This is a genomic window from Terrabacter terrigena (genome assembly GCF_042676085.1).
Lineage (GTDB): Bacteria > Actinomycetota > Actinomycetes > Actinomycetales > Dermatophilaceae > Terrabacter > Terrabacter terrigena.
The window spans coordinates 74,613-94,631 of the sequence record NZ_JBHTKH010000013.1; the positions used below are offsets into that span (position 1 = coordinate 74,613).

Sequence of the window (20,019 nt, forward strand, 5' to 3'; positions counted from 1 at the left end):
GGACGGATCGCTTCGCCGACGAGAGGCGCTCGACCTCGTTCAGGCCTTGAGGAGGTCGCGCACCTTGTCGGCCGGGAGCAGGTCGTGGCGCACCGGCTCGCGCACGAAGGAGCCCGTGCCGTGCGACACCGAGCGCAGGTCGATCGGGTAGCGCGACAGCTCCGACTGCGGCACCTCCGCGTGCACGACCGTCCAGCCGCCCTCGGGGCCCATCTCGTCGGCCGGCTCGGTGCCGAGGACCTGGCCGCGGCGGCCGCGCAGGTCGGACATCACCGCGCCGAGGTACTCGTCGGCGATCGTGATGTCGACCCGGTCGATCGGTTCGAGCAGCGCCATCGTCGACTCGTTGGCCGCCTCCTTGAGCGCGAGGGCCGCTGCGGTCTGGAACGCGACGTCCGAGGAGTCGACGGAGTGGGCCTTGCCGTCGGTCAGCGTGACCCGCACGTCGACGACGGGATGGCCGGTGAGCAGGCCCTTCTCGAGCTGCAGCCGGGCGCCCTTCTCCACCGACGGGATGAACTGACGCGGCACGGCGCCGCCGACCACCTTGTCCACGAACTCGAAGCCGGCCCCTCGGGGGAGCGGCTCGATCTCGATCGAGCACACGGCGTACTGCCCGTGCCCGCCCGACTGCTTCACGTGCCGCCCCTGCACGCTGCACTTGCGCACGAAGGTCTCGCGCAGCGCCGTTCGGTAGGGCTCCGCGGTCACGGTGACGCCGTAGCGGTCGGAGAGCTGCGCGATGAGGTCGTCGACGTGCGCCTGGCCCATCGTCCAGAGCACGACCTGCTCCGTCTCGGCCGAGTGGTCAAGGCGCACGGTGACGTCCTCGGCGACGATGCGCTGGAGGGCACCGGCCAGCTTGTCCTCGTCGGACTTCGTCGCCGCGCGGATCGCCACGGGCAGCTGCGGCTCGGGCAGGAGCCAGGGCGCCACGACGGCGGGACGCTCGGGGGACGAGAGCGTGTCCGACGTCTCGGCCCGGGTCAGCTTGGACACGAGCGCCAGGTCGCCCGCGATGGCGGTGCCCCTGGGCCGGTGGCCGTCGACGAAGGGTGACGCGAGGGGCCCGACGCGCTCGTCGTCGTCGTGCGCGGGGTGGCCCGCGACGTCGTGGCCGACGAAGTCGCCGAGGTGGCCGGAGACGTGCACCGTCTCGTCGACCCGGAGGGTGCCGGAGAAGACGCGCACCAGCGAGAGACGCCCGACGTACGGGTCGGTGGTCGTGCGCACCACCTCGGCCACGAGCGGCTGGTCCGGGTCGCAGGCGACCCCGCTGATGGTGCCGCCCGCGGGGCTGGTCACCGTCGGGAGGGGGTGGACGGTCGGGTCGGGGAAGGCACGCTCGACCATGCCGAGCAGCTCCTCGATGCCCGCCCCGGTCAGCGGCGCCACCGGGACGATGGGGAAGAAGGTGCCCTGGGCGATGGCGGCGCGCAGGTCGGTGAGCAGCGACTCGGTGTCGATGGTCTCGCCCTCGAGGTAGCGGTCGAGCAGGGTCGCGTCCTCGGACTCCTCGATGACCGACTCGATGAGGGCCGACCGGGCGTCCTCGTGCTCCTCGGACGTCTCGCCCGTGAGCAGGCCCACGACGCCGGTGACCTCGCCGTCCGAGAGGGTGGGCCAGTGCGTGGCGCGCGCGTCGCCGAAGGTGCGCCGGCACATCTCCACGGTCGCCGCGAAGTCGGCGCGGGGCTGGTCGAGGTGGGTGACGACGACCGCCCTGGGCATGCCGACGGCCGCGCACTCGCGCCAGAGCAGCGAGACGGGCCGGTCGACGTCGTCGGCGCCCGAGATGACGAACACGGCAGCGTCCGCGGCGCGCAGCCCTGCCCGCAGGTCGCCGACGAAGTCCGGGTAGCCGGGGGTGTCGAACAGGTTGAGGGTCACCGCACCCGACTCGAACGAGGCCGCGGTGAGGGTGGTGGTGCGCACGTGTTCGGTGGTGCCGGTGCGCTGGCCCGGTACTCGTGTCGCCACGAGGGCCTCGAAGAGTGCGGTCTTGCCGGCCCCGCCGGGTCCGACCAGCACGACGTTGCGGATGTCCTGCGGCGAGGCGGGGTTGGGGGCCGCAGGAAGGTCTGATCTGCCGGGCGTCTTTGCCATGACCCCACCTTTCCGCTGTCGCCCACCCGTTACAAGACGTCGGGCGTATGCCGTGTGGCTCGCTTCCGCGCGGTGGCCGCGAGCGCGAAACCCGCGTGCGTCCTGTCGGCGCGAGGTGACAGGCTGGCGCCATGGATCTCGGGGCGTACCGGCCGGTGCTGGCCAACCGCGACACGCGCGGTGCGCTGCTGCTGGGCTTCTTCATCCGGGTCCCGATGTGGGCCGGCGCGGTCATCCTGACGCTCCACGTGGTGTCCTCGCTCGGTCGCAGCTACGGCGAGGCCGGGCTCGTCACCGCTGCCTCGACCGTCGCCGTCGCGATCTCGGGGCCTTGGCGTGGACGGCTGCTCGACCGCATCGGGCTGCGGCGCACGGTCGGTCCCTCGTTGCTGGTCCAGGTGGTCTGCTGGTCCATCGCGCCCTGGGTCGACTACGCGTCCCTCATCGGCTTCGCGGCGCTCGCGGGCCTCTTCGTCGTGCCGACGTTCTCGATCCTGCGGCAGGTCATCATCCGGTCGGTCCCCGCCGAGCAGCGGCGCACCGCCCTCTCGCTCGACTCGTCGGCGACCGAGCTGTCGTTCATGGCCGGGCCCGCCATCGGCGTCTGGCTCGCCACCGCCTACGACACCGGCTGGGCGCTGCTCGTGTGCGAGCTCACCTCGGTCGCAGCCGGGTTCGTGCTCTGGGTCGTCAACCCGCCACTCACGTCCGAGACCTCGACGCCGGCCACCGACGAGCAGGGGGAGGCCGCCCGCGCCGACGCGATCGCGACCGCCGAGACGGGCACCGGCGCATCCGAGGGCACCGCGTCCTCGGGCGCGCCGCGCGCTGTCCGCGGCTTCATCACCGTGCCCGTGGCCGCCGTCTACCTGGCCGCCGCCTGCTCGACCCTCGTGCTCAGCGGCACCGACGTCTCGATCGTCGCGGCCCTGCGCACGTTCGACGCCACGCAGTCGATCGGCTGGGTTCTCGCCCTCTGGGGCGCCGGCTCGCTGGTCGGCGGCCTCGTCTACGGCGCGTGGCACCGGTCCTTCTCCGTGTTCTGGCTGCTCGGCGGGCTGGCGGCGCTGACTCTCCCCGTGGCGCTCGCCGTCGGGGTGCCGACCTTCGCCGTGCTCGTCACACTCTCGGGCCTGCTCTGCGCGCCGACCATCACTGCCACGGTCGAGCAGCTGAGCCGACTCGTCCCCGAGCGCTTCCGGGGCGAGATGATGGGCTGGCACGGCTCCGCGATGACGGCCGGGTCGGCGTTCGGTGCTCCGCTCGCCGGCTTCGCCATCGACCACGGTGGGTGGCAGTGGGGCTTCGTCGTCGTCTCGGTGCTCGGCGTGCTCGTCGCGGCCGCCGGGCTGGTGGCAGCTCGCCGGTTCCGCGGCGAGCCCACCGCCGCGGACGAAGCAAAGGGCCCCGGCGCCGATTCGGAGCGTGGCGTCCCGGCTGCTAGCATGGAGCACTGACCAGCCGTCACCCTCCTTCCGCTCCGGCGGACCGGGGTGACGACGTGCAAGAGAAGCTCGCTTCCACCCGCGTCGACCTCACGGTTGCCGGGTCAAGGTCTGCTCGACATCCGGGCCGCTGCTGCGGTGCGTATGCCGAGCCGTGTGACGCGACGGCGACCGTCCGGCATACGCGACCCTTGGGCTCCTCGTGCACACACGGGGAGCCCTTTTCTCGTTGTGGTCGCAGCAGGACAGCAGTACCCGTCTGGTCACCCCATTTCTCGAACTTAGGAGCACCACATCAGCGAGCCTCGCATCAACGAGCGCATCCGGGTCCCGGAAGTGCGCTTGGTTGGCCCCAACGGCGAGCAGGTCGGCATCGTCCGCGTCGAGGACGCGCTGCGTCTGGCCGAGGAGGCGAACCTCGACCTCGTCGAGGTGGCCCCCATGGCCAAGCCGCCGGTCGCCAAGCTCATGGACTTCGGCAAGTTCAAGTACGAAGCCGCCATGAAGGCACGGGAAGCGCGCAAGAACCAGGTCAACACCGTCATCAAGGAGATCAAGCTCCGACCGAAGATCGACCCGCACGACTACGGCACCAAGAAGGGCCACGTCGAGCGGTTCCTCAAGGCCGGCGACAAGGTCAAGGTGACGATCATGTTCCGCGGTCGCGAGCAGTCGCGACCCGAGCTCGGCCGCCGCCTGCTCGAGCGTCTCGCCGAGGACATCGCCGAGCTCGGCTTCGTCGAGTCGGCGCCGAAGCAGGACGGCCGCAACATGATCATGGTGATCGGCCCGACCAGGAAGAAGGCGGAGGCCAAGGCCGAGCAGCGTCGCTCGCGCGAGGCTCGCCCGGTGGCGGGCGAGCAGCCCGAGGGCGTGCAGCCCGAGGGCGTGCAGCCCGAAGGCGCCCAGGCCGACGCCCCGCAGACCGACGCCCCGCAGACCGACGAGGCCACCGCCGCCGCCGAGTGATCGGCGGTCGGTGATCCGCCGGAGGCGTGAGCCGCCGGCACGACAGACCACGTACGTCCACTGACGCACGCAACACGAAGGAGATCGGCCCCCATGCCGAAGATGAAGACGCACAGCGGTGCGAAGAAGCGTTTCCGCCTCACCGGCACCGGCAAGGTCATGCGCGAGCAGGCCGGCGGTCGCCACCTGCTCGAGCACAAGTCGAGCAAGAAGATGCGTTCCATCGCGAACGACGTCGAGCTCGCCAAGCCGGACGCCAAGAAGGCCAAGAAGCTCCTCGGCAAGTGAGCCGGGACCCCCACCCATCAGCATCTCGCTGAGCGCCGGGCCCCCGGTGAGCCAGCAGCACGAAGCACTGCACCAAGCAGAGAAGGAGTATTCACGTGGCACGCGTGAAGCGGGCGGTCAACGCCCAGAAGAAGCGTCGCGTCGTTCTCGAGCGCGCCAGCGGTTACCGCGGCCAGCGGTCGCGTCTCTACCGCAAGGCCAAGGAGCAGGTCACCCACTCGCTGGGCTACGCCTACCGTGACCGCCGCGCCAAGAAGGGCGACTTCCGTCGCCTCTGGATCCAGCGCATCAACGCTGCGGCCCGCGCCAACGGCATGACCTACAACCGGTTCATGCAGGGCCTCAAGGCCGCCGGCGTCGAGGTCGACCGCAAGATCCTCGCCGACCTCGCCGTCAACGACGCGCCCGCCTTCACCGCGCTCGTCGAGCTCTCCCGCGCGAACGTCCCGGCCCAGGCCGACGCCAAGGCCGGCGACGCCGCCTGAGCGACGTCCACCCGGACCGCCGAGACACCGCACACCACCGAACGCCGGGACACCCCGTGCTGACCAACACCCGATCCGATCGGGTCAAGGCCGTACGGGCACTGTCCCGGCGTTCGGTGCGTTCGCGCACGGGGGAGTTCCTCGCCGAGGGGCCGCAGGCGGTGCGTGAGGCGGTGGCCTTCCGTCCCGCGCACGTCCGCGACGTCTACGTCACGCCCGAGGCGGCCGAGCGGCACGCGGCCATCGTCGAGGCGGCCCGGGCAGCCGAGCTCTGGGTGCACGAGGTGAGCCCCGAGGTGCTCGCCGCCATGTGCGACACCGAGTCCCCGCAAGGCATCGCGGCCGTATGCCGTGTGGTCGACGTCCCGCTCGAGGAGGCTCTCGCGGGCCTGCCCGCCGACGCGCTCGTGTGCGTCCTCACCCACGTGCGTGACCCCGGCAACGCCGGCACGGTCATCCGGGGAGCCGACGCCGCCGGAGCCGATGCCGTCATCGTCAGTGACGCGAGCGTCGACATCTACAACAGCAAGGTCGTCCGCTCCACCGTCGGCTCCCTCTGGCACCTCCCGGTGAGCACGGGTTCGACGGTGCCCGAGATCCTCGACGCCCTACGGGCGCGCGGCATCACGCTGCTCGCCGCCGACGGGGCCGGCACCACGCTGCTGCACGACGCCGACCTCGGTGGCCCGCACGCCTGGGTGATGGGCAACGAGGCATGGGGTCTGCCCCAGGAGGTCCGCGACGCCTGCGACGACGTCGTCCGCGTCCCGATCCACGGGCACGCCGAGTCCCTCAACCTCGCGATGGCCGCCACGGTCTGCCTCTACGCGTCGGCCGAGGCACGCCGGACCCGCCGCTGACCCCAACGCCAGTGCAGCCGTGGCTATCCTCGGAGCCATGACCTCCGCCGACGGGACCGGTTCCTACCTTCCCGAGTCGGCGAGCTCCGTCGCACCGGTCGCGCAGATGGGAGAGATGCTCCCTGACGGCCTCGTCGTCGTCGGCGGTGACCGCCGCATCCGCTTCGCGAACTCCGAGGCGCTGCGCATCCTCGAGTGCGAGCGGGCCGACCTCGAAGGACGGCCACTCGACGAGGGCCTGCCGCTCACCGACAAGTACGGCCGCGACTGGTGGGCGCACACCGACCCGTGGAACGGCCTCTCCAGCCGGCCCGGCCACCGCGAGAAGCTCCTCGTCGCCCCCAAGGGCCACGACGTCCTCGTCACCGCCCGCTACATCCGCACCGATCCGGACGGCGTCGTGGCACGGGTCATGCTCGGCCTGCGCGACGCCGAGGCGCGCCAGCGCGCCGAGCGAGACCAGGCCACCGTGCTGTCGACCGTCGCGCACGAGCTGCGGGCGCCGCTGACCTCGGTCACCGGGTTCACGAGCAGCCTGCTGCGGCGCTGGGAGCGCTTCACCGACGAGCAGAAGCGACTCATGATCGAGACCATCGAGGCAGACGCGACGCGCCTCACCCGGCTGATCACCGAGCTGCTCGACATCTCGCGCCTCGACTCCGACAACCTCAACCTCCGCCGTGGCCCCGTCGACCTGCACGCGCTGCTGTCGAAGCACGTCGTGCGCTATGAGCTCGGTCGCTCGACAGGCACGGTGCGGCTGCAGCTGGGCACGCAGGCCACCGCCGAGGGCCTGCCCGAGATGTGGGCCGACACCGACCGGCTCGAGCAGATCTTCTTCAACCTCATCGAGAACGGCCTGCTCCATGGCGACGGGCGCGTCACGGTGACCCTCGACCGTGGTGCCGAGCTGGGCGACTCGCCCGAGTCCGTCGTGGTCGAGGTCGACGACGAGGGTGACGGCATACCACCGGCCGACCGCGAGAAGATCTTCGGCCGCTTCTGGCACGGGCCGTCCAACGCGAGCACCGGCCTCGGGCTCTACGTCGTCCGGGGTCTCGTCGAGGCCCACGGCGGCACGGTGCACGTCTGCGACAGCGATGCCGGAGGCGCCCGCTTCGTGGTGCGCCTGCCCGCCGGGCTTCCCGAGGCCTTCGGCAGCTGACCGCGGGCCGGGCGGCCGGCAGGGCCGTTCGCCACCGCCCCTAGACTGGCAGCCCAGCACCGACCGCACCCGACCGAGAGCAGCGAACGCACGCCGATGTCCGGACCCAACACGAACTACGACCCGGTCGAGGTCTCAGCGCTCGACCCGGCCAACGTCGACTCAGCCGTGCAGGAGGCCCTCTCCGCGATCGCGGCCGCCGCTTCGCTCGACGAGCTCAAGGCCGTGCGCATCGCGCACCAGGGCGAGAAGAGCCCGCTGGCCCTGGCCAACCGCGAGATCGGCGCGCTGCCGCCGAGTGCCAAGGCCGAGGCCGGCAAGCGGGTCGGGCAGGCCCGCGGACGGGTCGCCCAGGCCCTCGCGGCGCGTCAGGCCGAGCTCGAGGCCGAGCGCGACGAGCGGATCCTCGTCGAGGAGCGCGTCGACGTCACCCTCCCGGCGCTGCGGCGCCCGACCGGTGCGCGGCACCCGATCGAGCTCGTGGCGCAGCGTCTCGTCGATGCCTTCGTGGGCATGGGATGGGAGGTCGCCGAGGGGCCTGAGCTCGAGAGCGAGTGGCTCAACTTCGACGCGCTCAACCTCGGCCCCGACCACCCGGCGCGGCAGATGCAGGACACCTTCTTCCTCGACCCGGTCGACTCGGGCCTCGTGCTGCGCACCCAGACCTCGCCGGTGCAGATCCGCACCATGCTCGAGCAGGAGCCACCGATCTACATCGTCGCGCCGGGCAAGGTGTTCCGCACCGACGACCTCGACGCCACGCACACGCCCGTCTTCCACCAGATCGAGTGCCTCGCCATCGACAAGGGCCTGACGATGGCCCACCTGCGCGGCGCGCTCGACGCGTTCGTGCGCATCATGTTCGGCGAGGGCACCCGCACCAGGGTGCGCGCCAACTACTTCCCCTTCACCGAGCCCAGCATGGAGACCGACTTCCTGTGCTTCGCCTGCCACGGCGAGGAGACCTGGGGCAGTGCCGAGCCGTGCCGCACCTGCGGCGGCTCCGGCTGGATCGAGCTGGGAGGCTCCGGCATGGTCAACCGCAAGGTGCTGCGTACGTGCGGCATCGACCCCGACGTCTACTCCGGCTTCGCGTTCGGGCTCGGCATCGAGCGCGCGCTCCAGCTGCGCCACGGTGTCCAGGGCATGCACGAGATCGTCGAGGGCGACGTCCGCTTCTCGCAGCAGTTCGGGAGGGGGGCCTGAGATGCGTACGCCGCTGAGCTGGCTCGCCGAGTACACCGACCTCGCGCCCGGGGCGCGCGGCGCCGACGTGGCCGCGAGCCTCGTCCGTGTCGGCCTCGAGGAGGAGGACCTCCACGGCGGCGACATCACCGGTCCGCTCGTCGTCGGTCGTGTCCTCGAGCTCGAGGAGCAGGTGCAGAAGAACGGGAAGCCGATCCGCTACTGCGTCGTCGACGTCGGGCGCAACGGCCAGATGCTCATCGAGGGCAAGCACCAGGAGATCGTCTGCGGAGCCACGAACTTCGAGGTCGGCGACCTCGTCGTCGTCGCGCTGCCGGGCGCCGTGCTGCCCGGTGGCTTCGAGATCTCGGCACGCAAGACGTACGGCCGCATGTCCAACGGCATGATCTGCGCCGAGGACGAGATCGGCCTCGGTCACGACCACGAGGGCATCATCGTGCTGAGCCGCCTGCTCGGTGAGGAGCGCGCGGCCACCCTGAGCCCCGGCGACGACGCGATCGCCCTCCTCGGTCTGGCCGACGAGACCATCGAGACCAACGTGACCCCCGACCGGGGCTACTGCTTCTCCCTGCGCGGACTCGCCCGCGAGTACTGGCACTCCCAGGGCAGCCCGGAGGGCGGCTTCCGCGAACCCGCCGCCGTCGCGACGCCCGAGGCCAACGGCGACGGCTACACCGTCGAGCTCAAGGACGACTCGCCGATCGAGGGCAACGAGGGCTGCGACCGCTACGTCGCGCGCATCGTGCGCGGCATCGACCCTACGCGGCAGACGCCGTCCTGGATGGCTCGCCGCCTGACCCAGGCCGGGATGCGACCCATCTCGCTGGCCGTCGACGTCACGAACTACGTCATGCTCGCCGTCGGCCAGCCCTTGCACGCCTTCGACGTCGACCAGCTCTCCGGCTCGGTCGTCGTGCGTCGGGCGCGCGCGGGCGAGACGCTCACGACCCTCGACGACGTCGAGCGTTCGCTGCACGTCGACGACCTGCTCATCACCGACGGCGGCGAGCAGCCGCTGGCCATCGCGGGCGTCATGGGCGGCGCCTCGTCGGAGGTGTCCGAGTCGACCACCGACGTGCTCGTCGAGGCCGCGCACTTCGACCCGACGACGGTCGCGCGCTCCTCGCGCCGCCACCGCCTCATCACCGAGGCGTCGAAGCGCTTCGAGCGGGGCGTCGACCCGAAGGTGACGGCCGCCGCTGCCCAGCTCGCGGTCGACCTCCTCGTCGAGCACGGGGGCGGCACCGTCGACGCCGGAGTCACCGACGTCGACCGCACGACCGACCGGGCGGCCTACCGCCTCGACGTCACCGAGCCCGCTCGGATCGTCGGTGTCGACTACTCCCGTGAGCGCGTGGTCGCCATCCTGCGCGACCTCGGCTGCGCCGTCGACGACCGCGGGGCGGCCACCGACGACGTGCACGTGCGCGTGACGCCGCCGTCCTGGCGACCCGACCTCGTCGACGCGCCCGACTACGCCGAGGAGGTCGCGCGCATCGACGGCTACAACAACATCCCGTCGATCACCCCGACCCCGACGGGGGGCCGTGGGCTGACGCACGCGCAGCGGACGCGCCGTCTCGTGGCCGACGCCCTCGCCGGCGCCGGCCTCACCGAGGTGCTCAGCTACCCGTTCGTGGCCGAGGGCCTGGCCGACCAGCTCATGCTCCCGGCCGACGACGACCGTCGCCAGGCGGTCCGCCTCGCCAACCCGCTCTCCGAGGAGCGGCCGCTGCTGCGCACCTCGATCCTGGCGACCCTCGTCGACGCGCTGCGCCGCAACGTCGCCCGGGGCCAGAGGGACGTCGCGGTCTACGAGCTGGGCCTCGTCTTCCGTCCCGGTGGCCCGCTCGGCACGGCGCCGGTCCCGAGCGTGGCATCGCGTCCCGACGCCGCGACCCTCGAGCGCCTGTATGCCGCAGTGCCGGCGCAGCCGCGCCGGGCGGGGATCCTCGCATCGGGCCACGCGGAGCCCTCCGGCTGGTGGGGTCCGGGCCGCGCCGTCGACTGGAGCGACATGGTGGCCGCGGTGCAGACCGTCGCGGCGGCCCTGGCCGTGCCGGTCGCCGTCACCGGCGACCCTGGCCACGCCCCGTGGCACCCGGGCCGCTGCGCCCGCATCACCCTGGAGGACGGCACCCTGGTCGGCCACGCAGGTGAGCTGCACCCGAAGGTGGTCGCCGCGCTCGAGCTGCCCGAGCGCACCGTGGCGGCCGAGTTCGACGTCGACGTGCTCGTCGCGGCCAGCGCCGAACCCGTGCAGGCGCGGCCGTTCTCGACGTTCCCGCCCGCGCTCACCGACGTGGCCCTGCTCGTGGCCTCCGACGTCGCGGCGGCAGACGTCGAGGCGGCCCTGCGCTCGGGCGCCGGCGAGGCGCTCGAGTCGGTCGCGCTCTTCGACGTCTACGAGGGCGAGCACGTCGCGGCGGGTCGCAAGTCGCTGGCCTACCGGCTGACGTTCCGGGCGCCCGACCGCACGCTGACGACGGAGGAGGTCAACGGCTTCCGCGACGCAGCGGTCGCGGCCGCTGCCTCGGCGACGGGGGCGGTCCAGCGCTGACGCCCCTCATGCACGAATATGCATGATCGTGTATAGTCATGCATTGTGATCAGGGCAGCAGTAGCGGGGGCGAGTGGCTACGCGGGAGGAGAGATCCTCCGGCTGCTGCTCGCCCACCCGCAGTTCGAGGTCGGCGCCATCACCGCGGCCAGCAGCGCGGGGGAGCGGCTCGGCGTCGTCCACCCGCACCTGGTCCCGCTCGCAGACCGTGTCCTGGAGGCGACGGGCGTCGAGACACTGTCGGGGCACGACGTCGTCTTCCTCGCGCTGCCGCACGGCCACTCGGCAGCCCTCGCGGCCCAGCTTCCCGAGGCCGTCGTCGTCATCGACTGCGGTGCCGACTTCCGGCTCGAGTCCGAGTCGGCATGGACCAGCTTCTACGACACGGCGTATGCCGGCTCGTGGCCGTACGGCCTGCCCGAGCTGCCCGGGCCCGCCGGCTCGGTCCAGCGTGAACGGCTCGAGGGTGCACGGCGGATCGCCGTCCCCGGCTGCTACCCCACGGGCATCTCGCTCGCCCTAGCGCCCGGCTTCGCGGCCGGCCTGCTCGAGCCCGACGACGTCGTCGTCGTCGCCGCCTCCGGCACCTCCGGAGCCGGCAAGTCCCTCAAGCCGCACCTGCTGGGCAGCGAGGTGATGGGCTCGATGTCGCCCTACGGGGTCGGCGGGGGTCACCGTCACACGCCCGAGATCGAGCAGAACCTCGGCCGGGCGGCGGGCGAGCCGGTCAGCGTGTCGTTCACGCCGACGCTCGCGCCCATGCCGCGGGGCATCCTCGCGACGTGCACGGCCCGCCTGCGGCCAGAGGTCGACCCGGCGGCCGTCCGCGAGGCCTGGGAGAAGGCGTACGCCGCGGAGCCCTTCGTCCACGTGCTGCCCGAGGGCTCCTGGCCCACCACCGCCTCGGTCATCGGCAGCAACCACGTCCAGCTCCAGGTCGTCGTCGACGAGCGGCTGCGCCGGGTGGTGGTCGTCTCGGCCGTCGACAACCTCACGAAGGGCACGGCCGGCGCCGCCGTCCAGTGCGCCAACATCGCCCTGGGCCTCGACGAGACCCTCGGTCTTCCCGTCGCGGGGGTGGCGCCGTGAGCTCGTCGGAGGTGCGGCTGCCCGCCGGATTCCGTGCCGCAGGGGTCACCGCGGGGCTCAAGGCCAGCGGAAGCCCCGACCTCGCCCTCGTCGTCAACGACGGCCCCGACCACCACGCCGCAGCCGTCTTCACGAGCAACCGGGTGGAGGCGGCCCCGGTGACGTGGTCGCGACAGGTGGTCGCCGACGGCCGCGCCGACGCGGTGGTGCTCAACTCCGGTGGTGCCAACGCGTGCACCGGGGCCCAGGGCTTCCTCGACACGCACCGCACCGCGGAGCACGTCGCCGAGGTGCTCGGCGTCTCCGCGGGCGACGTCGTCGTCTGCTCCACTGGTCTCATCGGCGAGCTACTGCCCATGGACAAGATCATCGCGGGCACCGACGCCGCGGCTGCGGCGCTGTCGCCCGACGGGCACGAGGACGCCGCGGTCGCCATCAAGACCACCGACACCGTGCACAAGGTCGCCACCCACGCGGGCGACGGGTGGTCGGTCTCCGGCATGGCCAAGGGGGCGGGCATGCTCGCGCCCGCTCTCGCGACGATGCTCGTCGTCCTCACGACCGACGCCGTCGTCGACCCCACCGACCTCGACGCCGCACTGCGTTCGGCCACTGCCGTCTCGTTCGACCGCATCGACTCCGACGCCTGCATGTCGACCAACGACACCGTGGTCGTGCTCGCCTCGGGCGCCTCTGGGGTGACGGTCGCACGTGAGGCGCTCACGGAGGCGCTCACTGCAGTCTCCTCCGACCTCGCCCGGCAGCTCATCGGCGATGCGGAGGGCGCCGCCCACGACATCGCCATCGAGGTGACCGGCGCCGCCACCGTCGACGACGCCCTCGAGGTCGCCCGCGCCGTGGCGCGCAACAACCTGTTCAAGTGCGCCGTCTTCGGCAACGACCCCAACTGGGGCCGGGTGCTCGCCGCCGTGGGCACGACGCAGGCGTCCTTCGACCCGACCACCCTCGACGTGTCGATGAACGGAGTCCAGGTCTGCCGGTCCGGCGGCGTCGGCGAAGACCGTGCCCTCGTGGACCTCACGCCCCGCGAGGTCCACGTCCTCGTCGACCTCCACGCCGGCCCTGAGACCGCCACCGTCTGGACCAACGACCTCACCCACGACTACGTCCACGAGAACTCGGCCTACAGCACATGAGCCCCGACGCCACCCGTCACACGTCCATGCAGGGCAACCTGCGCGGCCTCATCGACGCCGCCGCCATCCGCGTCGCGGCCGGCAAGGCCGCCACTCTCGTCGAGGCGCTGCCCTGGCTCGAGCGCTTCCGGGGTGCGCTCGTGGTCGTGAAGTACGGCGGCAACGCGATGGTCGACGACGACCTCAAGGCCGCCTTCGCCGAGGACATCGCCTTCCTGCGGTATGCCGGCCTGCGTCCCGTCGTCGTCCACGGCGGCGGCCCCCAGATCAAGGCGATGCTCGAGCGCGTCGGCCTCGAGAGCGAGTTCAAGGGCGGCCTCCGGGTCACCACGCCCGAGGTGATGGACGTCGTGCGGATGGTCCTGACCGGTCAGGTGGGCCGCGAGCTCGTCGGCCTGCTCAACCAGCACGGACCGATCGCGGTCGGTCTCTCCGGCGAGGACGCCGGCCTGCTCGGCGCCCGGCGCCGCGGAACCGTCGTCGACGGTGAGGAGGTCGACCTCGGACTCGTCGGCGACGTCGAGAGCGTCAACCCGTCGGCGGTCCTCGACATCCTCGACGCCGGGCGCGTCCCGGTCGTCTCCACCGTCGCCCCCGACCTCGACGTCGACGGCCAGGTGCTCAACGTCAACGCCGACACCGCCGCAGCCGCGATCGCGGTCGCGCTCGGCGCAGAGAAGCTCGTGGTGCTGACCGACGTCGAGGGCATCTACGCGAGCTGGCCCGACCGCAGCTCGCTGCTCTCGACGATCACGGTCAGCGCGGCCCGCGAGCTGCTCTCGCGCGTCGACCACGGCATGGTGCCCAAGCTCGAGGCCTGCATCCGGGCCGTCGAGGGGGGCGTCCCGCAGACGCACGTCGTCGACGGACGCAAGCCGCACTCGATCCTGCTCGAGATCTTCACCGACGAGGGGATCGGCACCATGGTGCTGCCCGAGATCACCGGCTCGCTGGGCGCGCAGGACCAGCCCGGCCAGCCCGGCCAGCCCGGCCAGGAGGGCGCATGACGACGGGAAGCGACCTGCTGGGGCGTTACGCCGGCGCGATGGTGCAGGTGTTCGGGGCACCGCAGCTGGTCCTCGCCGAGGGCCACGGCTGCTGGGTCACCGACGTCGACGGCAAGCGCTACCTCGACCTGCTGTCGGGCATCGCCGTCAACGCGCTCGGCCACGGTCACCCGGCGCTGGTGCAGGCGGTCGCCAAGCAGGCCGAGTCGGCCATCCACATCTCGAACTTCTTCACGTCCGAGCCCGCGATCGCGCTCGCCGAGCGGATCCTGTCCGTCAGCGGCGCCCCGACCGGCTCCGGGGTGTTCTTCGCCAACTCCGGCACCGAGGCCACCGAGGCGGCCATCAAGCTGTCGCGCCGCACGGGCCGCAGCCGCATCGTCGCGCTCGAGGGCTCGTTCCACGGGCGTTCGACGGGAGCCCTCGCCCTGACCCACAAGGCGGCCTACCGCGAACCCTTCGAGCCGCTCATCCCCGGCGTGGTCTTCGTGCCGCCGAACGACGTCGAGGCCCTGACGGCTGCGGTCGACGAGTCGACGGCAGCAGTGTTCCTCGAGCCGATCCAGGGCGAGGCCGGCGTGCGCGAGCTGGCGGCCGACTACCTCAGGGCGGCGCGTGAGGCCACGTCACGCCACGGCGCGCTGCTCGTGCTCGACGAGATCCAGACCGGCATCGGGCGCACGGGCGACTGGTTCGCCCACCAGCCCTCCGGCATCCTCCCCGATGCGATGACCTTGGCCAAGGGCCTGGGCGGGGGCATTCCCATCGGGGCCCTCGTGACCTTCGGTCCTCAGGTCACCGGGATGCTCGCCGCCGGGCAGCACGGCACGACCTTCGGCGGCAACCCGCTGGCGTGCGCCGCCGGCCTCGCCGTCCTCGACACCATCGAGCGCGACGGGCTCCTCGAGCACGTCCGCGACGTCGGTGCGCTGCTCGACGACGTCCGCCTGGAGGGCGTCGCCGGCACCCGCGGTCGTGGTCTGCTGCGCGCTGTCGAGCTCGACGGCATACCTTCGTCGGCCGTCATGGCCGCCGCCCGCGAGGCCGGCTTCATCGTCAACGCCGTCACGCCCACGGCGATCCGGCTGGCCCCGCCGCTCGTCATCTCCGAGAGCGAGCTGCGCTGTTTCCTCGACGCGCTGCCGGCGATCCTCGCCGCGGCTCGGGCGTCGGGGGAGGCCGCGCCGTGAGCCGCACCCAGCGCCAACGACGCATCGTCGAGCTGCTCGGTGCCCACGCCGTGCACAGCCAGGGGGAGCTCTCCGACCTGCTCGTGGCCGAGGGCACCGAGGTCACCCAGGCGACGCTGTCGCGCGACCTCGTCGAGCTCGGCGCCGTCAAGGTACGCCGTGGCCGTGCCCTCGTGTATGCCGTCCCGGGCGAGGGCGGCGAGGTGCCCGCCGTCGGCTCGATCGGCGACGCCGCCTCGGCGCGGCTGCGCCGCACCTGCGAGGAGCTGCTCGTCTCGGCGACGCCGGCACAGAGCCTCGTCGTCCTCCGGACCCCACCCGGTGCCGCCAACTACCTCGCCTCGGCCATCGACCAGGCGCGTGACCCCGAGGTGGTCGGCACGATCGCCGGCGATGACACGATCATGATCGTCACGGCCGGCCCGAAGCAGGCCGTCGCCGTCGCCGAGCGGCTCCAGGCCCTCGTCGGCGCGCGCGACTGACGCAGGCACAGCCGGCCGCACGCGAACGAGACGCACGACTCCACAACCGTCCACTCCAGGAGGCACCACCATGACCACCGACGTCCCCACCGGCACCGGCGAGCCGAGCGCCGCCCGCGTCAGCCTCTGGGGCGGCCGCTTCGCCGGTGGTCCGGACCAGGCGCTCGCCGCCCTGTCGAAGAGCACCCACTTCGACTGGCGCCTTGCCCCGCACGACATCGCGGGCTCCCGGGCGCACGCACGGGTGCTGCACGCCGCAGGGCTTCTCACGCAGGAGCACCTGGCAGCGATGCTCGACGGCCTCGACCGGCTGGAGGCCGATGTCGTCTCGGGTGCCTTCCTGCCGGCGCAGGACGACGAGGACGTCCACACGGCCCTCGAGCGTGGCCTCATCGACCGGGTCGGCGCCGAGCTCGGCGGCCGCCTCCGGGCGGGGCGCTCGCGCAACGACCAGGTGGCGACCCTCTTCCGCATGTACCTGCGGGAGCACGCCCGCGTCGTCGGCGGGCTCGTGCTCGACGTCGTCGACGCCCTCGTGGCGCAGGCGAAGCAGCACCTCGGGGTCTCGATGCCGGGTCGGACCCACCTGCAGCACGCGCAGCCGGTGCTGCTCAGCCACCACCTCCTCGCGCACGCGTGGGCGCTGCTGCGCGACGTCGACCGGCTGCGCGACTGGGACGCCCGCACCGATGCCTCGCCCTACGGCTCCGGCGCCCTCGCCGGCTCGTCGCTCGGCCTCGACCCCGAGCTGGTCGCGAAGGACCTCGGGTTCGCCCGTGCCGTCGAGAACTCCATCGACGGCACGGCCTCCCGCGACTTCGTGGCGGAGTTCGCGTTCGTCGCGGCCATGACGGCCGTCGACATCTCGCGGATCGCGGAAGAGGTCGTCATCTGGGCCACCAAGGAGTTCTCGTTCGTCACCCTCGACGACGCGTACTCCACGGGGTCGAGCATCATGCCGCAGAAGAAGAACCCCGACGTGGCCGAGCTCGCCCGCGGCAAGGCCGGCCGCCTCGTCGGTGACCTGGCGGGTCTGCTCACGACGCTCAAGGCGCTGCCGCTGGCCTACAACCGCGACCTCCAGGAGGACAAGGAGCCCGTCTTCGACGCGGTCGACACCCTCGAGGTGCTCCTCCCGGCCTTCTCCGGCATGGTCGCGACGCTGACGTTCCACACCGACCGGCTCGAGTCCCTGGCGCCTCAAGGTTTCGCGCTGGCCACCGACATCGCTGAGTGGCTGGTTCGCGAGGGTGTGCCGTTCCGCATCGCCCACGAGGTGGCCGGCGCCTGCGTCCGCGACTGCGAGGAGCGCGGCATCGAGCTGTGGGACCTCACCGACGACGACTTCGCCCGCATCAGCGAGCACCTGACCCCCGAGGTGCGCAGCGTCCTGTCGGTGGAGGGTTCGCTCGCCTCGCGTGACGCCGTGGGTGGCACCGCGCCCGTCCGGGTGGGCGAGCAGCTCGTGGCCGCCGGGGAGCGGGCGTCGCTCGCCCGGGCCTGGGTCGGCGCGGGGCTCTGAGCCTCGGGCCGTTCGGCCTCGCGGCGCAACGGTTACGGTGACGACGTGTCCGCCGACGAACGCCTGCCCCGGGACTTCTTCGCCCGTCCGTCGGTGGAGGTCGCGCCCGACCTCCTCGGTCGCCATCTCTCCTACGGCGGCGTCACGCTGCGCCTGACCGAGCTCGAGGCGTATGCCGGCGAGCTCGACCCGGGATCCCACGCCTACCGCGGTGTGACGCCCCGCACCCGACCGATGTTCGGGCCGGCCGGTTTCACGTACGTCTACTTCACCTACGGGCACCACTGGTGCGTCAACCTCGTGGTGGGTGAGGTCGGCACCGCGTCGGCGGTGCTCGTGCGTGCGGGCGAGGTGCTCGAGGGCCACGACCTCGTCCGGGCACGTAGGGGACCCGTGCGTGAGCGCGACTGGGCCCGAGGCCCGGGCAGGCTCGGCCAGGCCCTCGCGATGGGGCGTGAGGAGTCGGGGCTCGACTTCTGCCGACCACCGATCGGTGACCCCATCGAGCTCGTCGTGAGCGCGGGGGAGCCGGTGGCCCCCGCCGACGTACGCGCGGGGCCGCGCGTCGGCGTCAGCGGACCCGGGGGTGACGGTGACGCGTACCCCTGGCGCTTCTGGGTCGACGGTGAGGCCAGCGTGTCTGCCTACCGGCCGGGGGTCGTGCGCAGCCGACGCTGACGGGCGATGCCGCTCGGGCACCGAGGGCGCCGAGGTGCCAACGGGCGGTACTCGGTGGCTCGGGCTGGGCGGCATACGGCAGGCTTGGCCGCGGCGGGCAGGGAGCCGGCCGGACAGAGAGGACACCGATACCCGTGACGGACATCTTCGACGAGCTGCAGTGGCGCGGCCTGGTGGCACAGTCCACCGACGAGGCGGCGCTGCGCGAAGCACTCGCGGAGGGACCCGTCACGCTGTATTGCGGGTTCGACCCGACCGCTCCGTCGCTCCACTTCGGCAACCTCGTGCAGCTCGTCGTGCTGCGGCTGTTCCAACGGGCCGGCCACAGGGTCATCTGCCTCGTCGGGGGGTCCACCGGTCTCATCGGTGACCCGCGCCCGACGTCCGAGCGCGTGCTCAAGACCAAGGAGCAGACGGCCGACTGGGTCGCGCGCATCGAGCAGCAGGTGCGGCCGTTCCTCGCCTTCGAGGGCGAGAACCCGGCGCTGCTCGTCAACAACCTCGACTGGACGGCGCCGATCAGCGCGCTCGACTTCCTGCGTGACATCGGCAAGCACTTCCGGGTCAACCAGATGGTGCGCAAGGACGCCGTGGCGGCGCGGCTCGAGAGCGAGCAGGGCATCTCGTACACCGAGTTCAGCTACCAGATCCTCCAGGCGCTCGACTTCCTCGAGCTCTACCGCAGCCACGGCTGCACCCTGCAGACCGGCGGGGCCGACCAGTGGGGCAACCTCACGGCCGGCGTCGACCTGGTCCATCGGGTCGAGGGGGAGTCGGTGCACTGCTTCACGACCCCGTTGCTCACCGACGCCTCCGGCACCAAGTTCGGCAAGTCGGAGGGCAACGCCGTGTGGCTGAGCGCCGACATGACCAGCCCGTACGCCTTCTACCAGTACTGGGTCAACGTCGAGGACGCCTCGGTCGTCAAGCTGCTGAAGGTGTTCACCGACCGCACCCCCGACGAGATCGCCGACCTCGAGAAGCAGGTGGCGGAGGAGCCGTTCCGACGCACGGCGCAGCGCACCCTCGCCGCCGACGTGACGACGCTCGTCCACGGGGCCGAGGCGACGGCGGCGGTGCAGGCGGCGTCCGAGGCGTTGTTCGGCAAGGGCGACCTCGCCGGCCTCGACCCTCGCACCCTGGCTGACGCCACGGCCGAGCTCCCGGGCGCCGAGGTCGCCGTCGGCACCTCGCTCGTCGACGCGCTCGTGGCGGTGGGTCTCGTCGACTCCCGCAACGGGGCTCGTCGCGCGATCGGTGAAGGGGGAGCGTCCCTCAACAACGTCAAGGTCACCGACCCCGACCGGGTGCTGGGTGAGGACGACTTCCTGCACGGTGCCGTCGCGGTGATCAAGCGGGGACGGCGCAACCTCGCTGCGGCCAGGCGCGCCTGAGCACGCCTGACGGCCCCGAGCAGCGGGCTGGGCGTGCGCAAAAGGGCGGATCTCGTTGGGACAGAACGGGATCCGCCCTTTCGCGCGTCCCCGGGTGTACGGATTTGTGTTTTCCGCAGAGGCCCGGTTAATGTTCTCTTCGTCAGCCCGACAGGGAGGAACGGACACCACCGCCGAGCGAGTGATCGCGACGCGAAGCAGGCCGGTCCCGGGGTTGAACGAAGGTCCGAAGCACTCCGGTTGATCCGGTAGGGTTTCGGTCGGCCCCGGGTGGCGAGTCCGAGTGATCGGTTCGTGGATCTGGGTGCTCTGAGGCTTGTCCCGAGTGATCGGGTTGGTCTGGAGCGGTCCGAGGCACTCTGGTTGATCCGGTAGGCTTCGGGGAGCAGGAACCGCTGATACCAAGCGGGTTGAAT

17 protein-coding genes are annotated in these 20,019 nt (G+C 72.1%); 16 read left to right on the forward strand and 1 reads right to left on the reverse strand.

Annotated features, from left to right (window positions below; genetic code table 11):
- Window positions 1-39: 39 nt before the first annotated feature.
- Window positions 40-2,106: an elongation factor G-like protein EF-G2 gene (locus ACFQ2V_RS16885; RefSeq protein ID WP_386054018.1), complete on the reverse strand. Its 2,067-nt coding sequence runs from the start codon at window positions 2,104-2,106 to the stop codon at window positions 40-42.
- A gap of 131 nt (window positions 2,107-2,237) precedes the next feature.
- On the opposite strand from ACFQ2V_RS16885, the gene ACFQ2V_RS16890 reads away from it, so the two are divergent.
- The 16 genes from ACFQ2V_RS16890 to tyrS all read left to right on the forward strand — a co-directional run bounded on the left by ACFQ2V_RS16890 (window position 2,238) and on the right by tyrS (window position 19,603).
- A complete protein-coding gene (locus ACFQ2V_RS16890) occupies window positions 2,238-3,563 on the forward strand; it encodes an MFS transporter (protein WP_386054020.1) in 1,326 nt (441 codons plus the stop codon).
- Window positions 3,564-3,893: 330 nt separating this feature from the next.
- Entirely contained in the window at window positions 3,894-4,520 is a 627-nt protein-coding gene (infC, locus tag ACFQ2V_RS16895; RefSeq protein WP_386054021.1) for a translation initiation factor IF-3, read from the forward strand.
- Between the two features lie 93 nt (window positions 4,521-4,613).
- On the forward strand, window positions 4,614-4,808 hold the full coding sequence (gene rpmI, locus ACFQ2V_RS16900; protein ID WP_020144695.1) for a 50S ribosomal protein L35: 195 nt from the start codon (window positions 4,614-4,616) through the stop codon (window positions 4,806-4,808).
- Window positions 4,809-4,903: 95 nt separating this feature from the next.
- Window positions 4,904-5,293 (forward strand): 50S ribosomal protein L20, encoded by a 390-nt coding sequence (rplT, locus tag ACFQ2V_RS16905; RefSeq protein WP_188031732.1) that lies wholly within the window; start codon window positions 4,904-4,906, stop codon window positions 5,291-5,293.
- Between the two features lie 56 nt (window positions 5,294-5,349).
- Complete coding sequence (locus tag ACFQ2V_RS16910; RefSeq protein WP_386054022.1) at window positions 5,350-6,153, forward strand: TrmH family RNA methyltransferase; 804 nt, start codon at window positions 5,350-5,352, stop codon at window positions 6,151-6,153.
- 37 nt (window positions 6,154-6,190) lie between these two features.
- Window positions 6,191-7,318: a sensor histidine kinase gene (locus ACFQ2V_RS16915; protein WP_386054023.1), complete on the forward strand. Its 1,128-nt coding sequence runs from the start codon at window positions 6,191-6,193 to the stop codon at window positions 7,316-7,318.
- 96 nt (window positions 7,319-7,414) lie between these two features.
- Window positions 7,415-8,524 (forward strand): phenylalanine--tRNA ligase subunit alpha, encoded by a 1,110-nt coding sequence (pheS, locus tag ACFQ2V_RS16920; RefSeq protein WP_386054024.1) that lies wholly within the window; start codon window positions 7,415-7,417, stop codon window positions 8,522-8,524.
- Between the two features lies 1 nt (window position 8,525).
- Window positions 8,526-11,084 (forward strand): phenylalanine--tRNA ligase subunit beta, encoded by a 2,559-nt coding sequence (gene pheT, locus ACFQ2V_RS16925; protein ID WP_386054025.1) that lies wholly within the window; start codon window positions 8,526-8,528, stop codon window positions 11,082-11,084.
- Window positions 11,085-11,129: 45 nt separating this feature from the next.
- Window positions 11,130-12,173 carry an N-acetyl-gamma-glutamyl-phosphate reductase gene (gene argC / locus ACFQ2V_RS16930; RefSeq protein ID WP_386054026.1) on the forward strand — a complete coding sequence of 348 codons (1,044 nt, stop codon included), beginning with the start codon at window positions 11,130-11,132 and terminating at the stop codon, window positions 12,171-12,173.
- On the forward strand, window positions 12,170-13,330 hold the full coding sequence (gene argJ, locus ACFQ2V_RS16935; RefSeq protein ID WP_386054028.1) for a bifunctional glutamate N-acetyltransferase/amino-acid acetyltransferase ArgJ: 1,161 nt from the start codon (window positions 12,170-12,172) through the stop codon (window positions 13,328-13,330). Before argC ends, argJ begins: the two co-directional genes overlap by 4 nt.
- The gene (gene argB, locus ACFQ2V_RS16940; RefSeq protein ID WP_386054029.1) at window positions 13,327-14,337 is read left to right on the forward strand and encodes an acetylglutamate kinase; all 1,011 of its coding nucleotides are present in this window, start codon (window positions 13,327-13,329) and stop codon (window positions 14,335-14,337) included. The genes argJ and argB overlap by 4 nt, the downstream gene beginning before the upstream one ends.
- Complete coding sequence (locus tag ACFQ2V_RS16945) at window positions 14,334-15,527, forward strand: acetylornithine transaminase (RefSeq protein ID WP_386054030.1); 1,194 nt, start codon at window positions 14,334-14,336, stop codon at window positions 15,525-15,527. The genes argB and ACFQ2V_RS16945 overlap by 4 nt, the downstream gene beginning before the upstream one ends.
- On the forward strand, window positions 15,524-16,009 hold the full coding sequence (gene argR, locus ACFQ2V_RS16950; RefSeq protein ID WP_386054031.1) for an arginine repressor: 486 nt from the start codon (window positions 15,524-15,526) through the stop codon (window positions 16,007-16,009). Before ACFQ2V_RS16945 ends, argR begins: the two co-directional genes overlap by 4 nt.
- A gap of 70 nt (window positions 16,010-16,079) precedes the next feature.
- A complete protein-coding gene (argH, locus tag ACFQ2V_RS16955; protein ID WP_386054032.1) occupies window positions 16,080-17,531 on the forward strand; it encodes an argininosuccinate lyase in 1,452 nt (483 codons plus the stop codon).
- Between the two features lie 45 nt (window positions 17,532-17,576).
- Entirely contained in the window at window positions 17,577-18,209 is a 633-nt protein-coding gene (locus tag ACFQ2V_RS16960) for a DNA-3-methyladenine glycosylase (protein ID WP_386054033.1), read from the forward strand.
- A gap of 134 nt (window positions 18,210-18,343) precedes the next feature.
- A complete protein-coding gene (gene tyrS, locus ACFQ2V_RS16965) occupies window positions 18,344-19,603 on the forward strand; it encodes a tyrosine--tRNA ligase (protein ID WP_386054034.1) in 1,260 nt (419 codons plus the stop codon).
- Window positions 19,604-20,019: the final 416 nt, after the last annotated feature.

Bases quoted from the DNA above. Each gene is read 5' to 3' on its own strand.
- ACFQ2V_RS16890 (WP_386054020.1), top strand. From the start codon at position 2,238: ATGGATCTCGGGGCGTACCGGCCGGTGCTGGCCAACCGCGACACGCGC.
- ACFQ2V_RS16915 (WP_386054023.1), top strand. From the start codon at position 6,191: ATGACCTCCGCCGACGGGACCGGTTCCTACCTTCCCGAGTCGGCGAGC.
- rpmI (WP_020144695.1), top strand. From the start codon at position 4,614: ATGCCGAAGATGAAGACGCACAGCGGTGCGAAGAAGCGTTTCCGCCTC.
- argB (WP_386054029.1), top strand. From the start codon at position 13,327: ATGAGCCCCGACGCCACCCGTCACACGTCCATGCAGGGCAACCTGCGC.
- pheS (WP_386054024.1), top strand. From the start codon at position 7,415: ATGTCCGGACCCAACACGAACTACGACCCGGTCGAGGTCTCAGCGCTC.
- ACFQ2V_RS16945 (WP_386054030.1), top strand. From the start codon at position 14,334: ATGACGACGGGAAGCGACCTGCTGGGGCGTTACGCCGGCGCGATGGTG.
- pheT (WP_386054025.1), top strand. From the start codon at position 8,526: ATGCGTACGCCGCTGAGCTGGCTCGCCGAGTACACCGACCTCGCGCCC.
- ACFQ2V_RS16885 (WP_386054018.1), bottom strand. From the start codon at position 2,106: ATGGCAAAGACGCCCGGCAGATCAGACCTTCCTGCGGCCCCCAACCCC.
- argH (WP_386054032.1), top strand. From the start codon at position 16,080: ATGACCACCGACGTCCCCACCGGCACCGGCGAGCCGAGCGCCGCCCGC.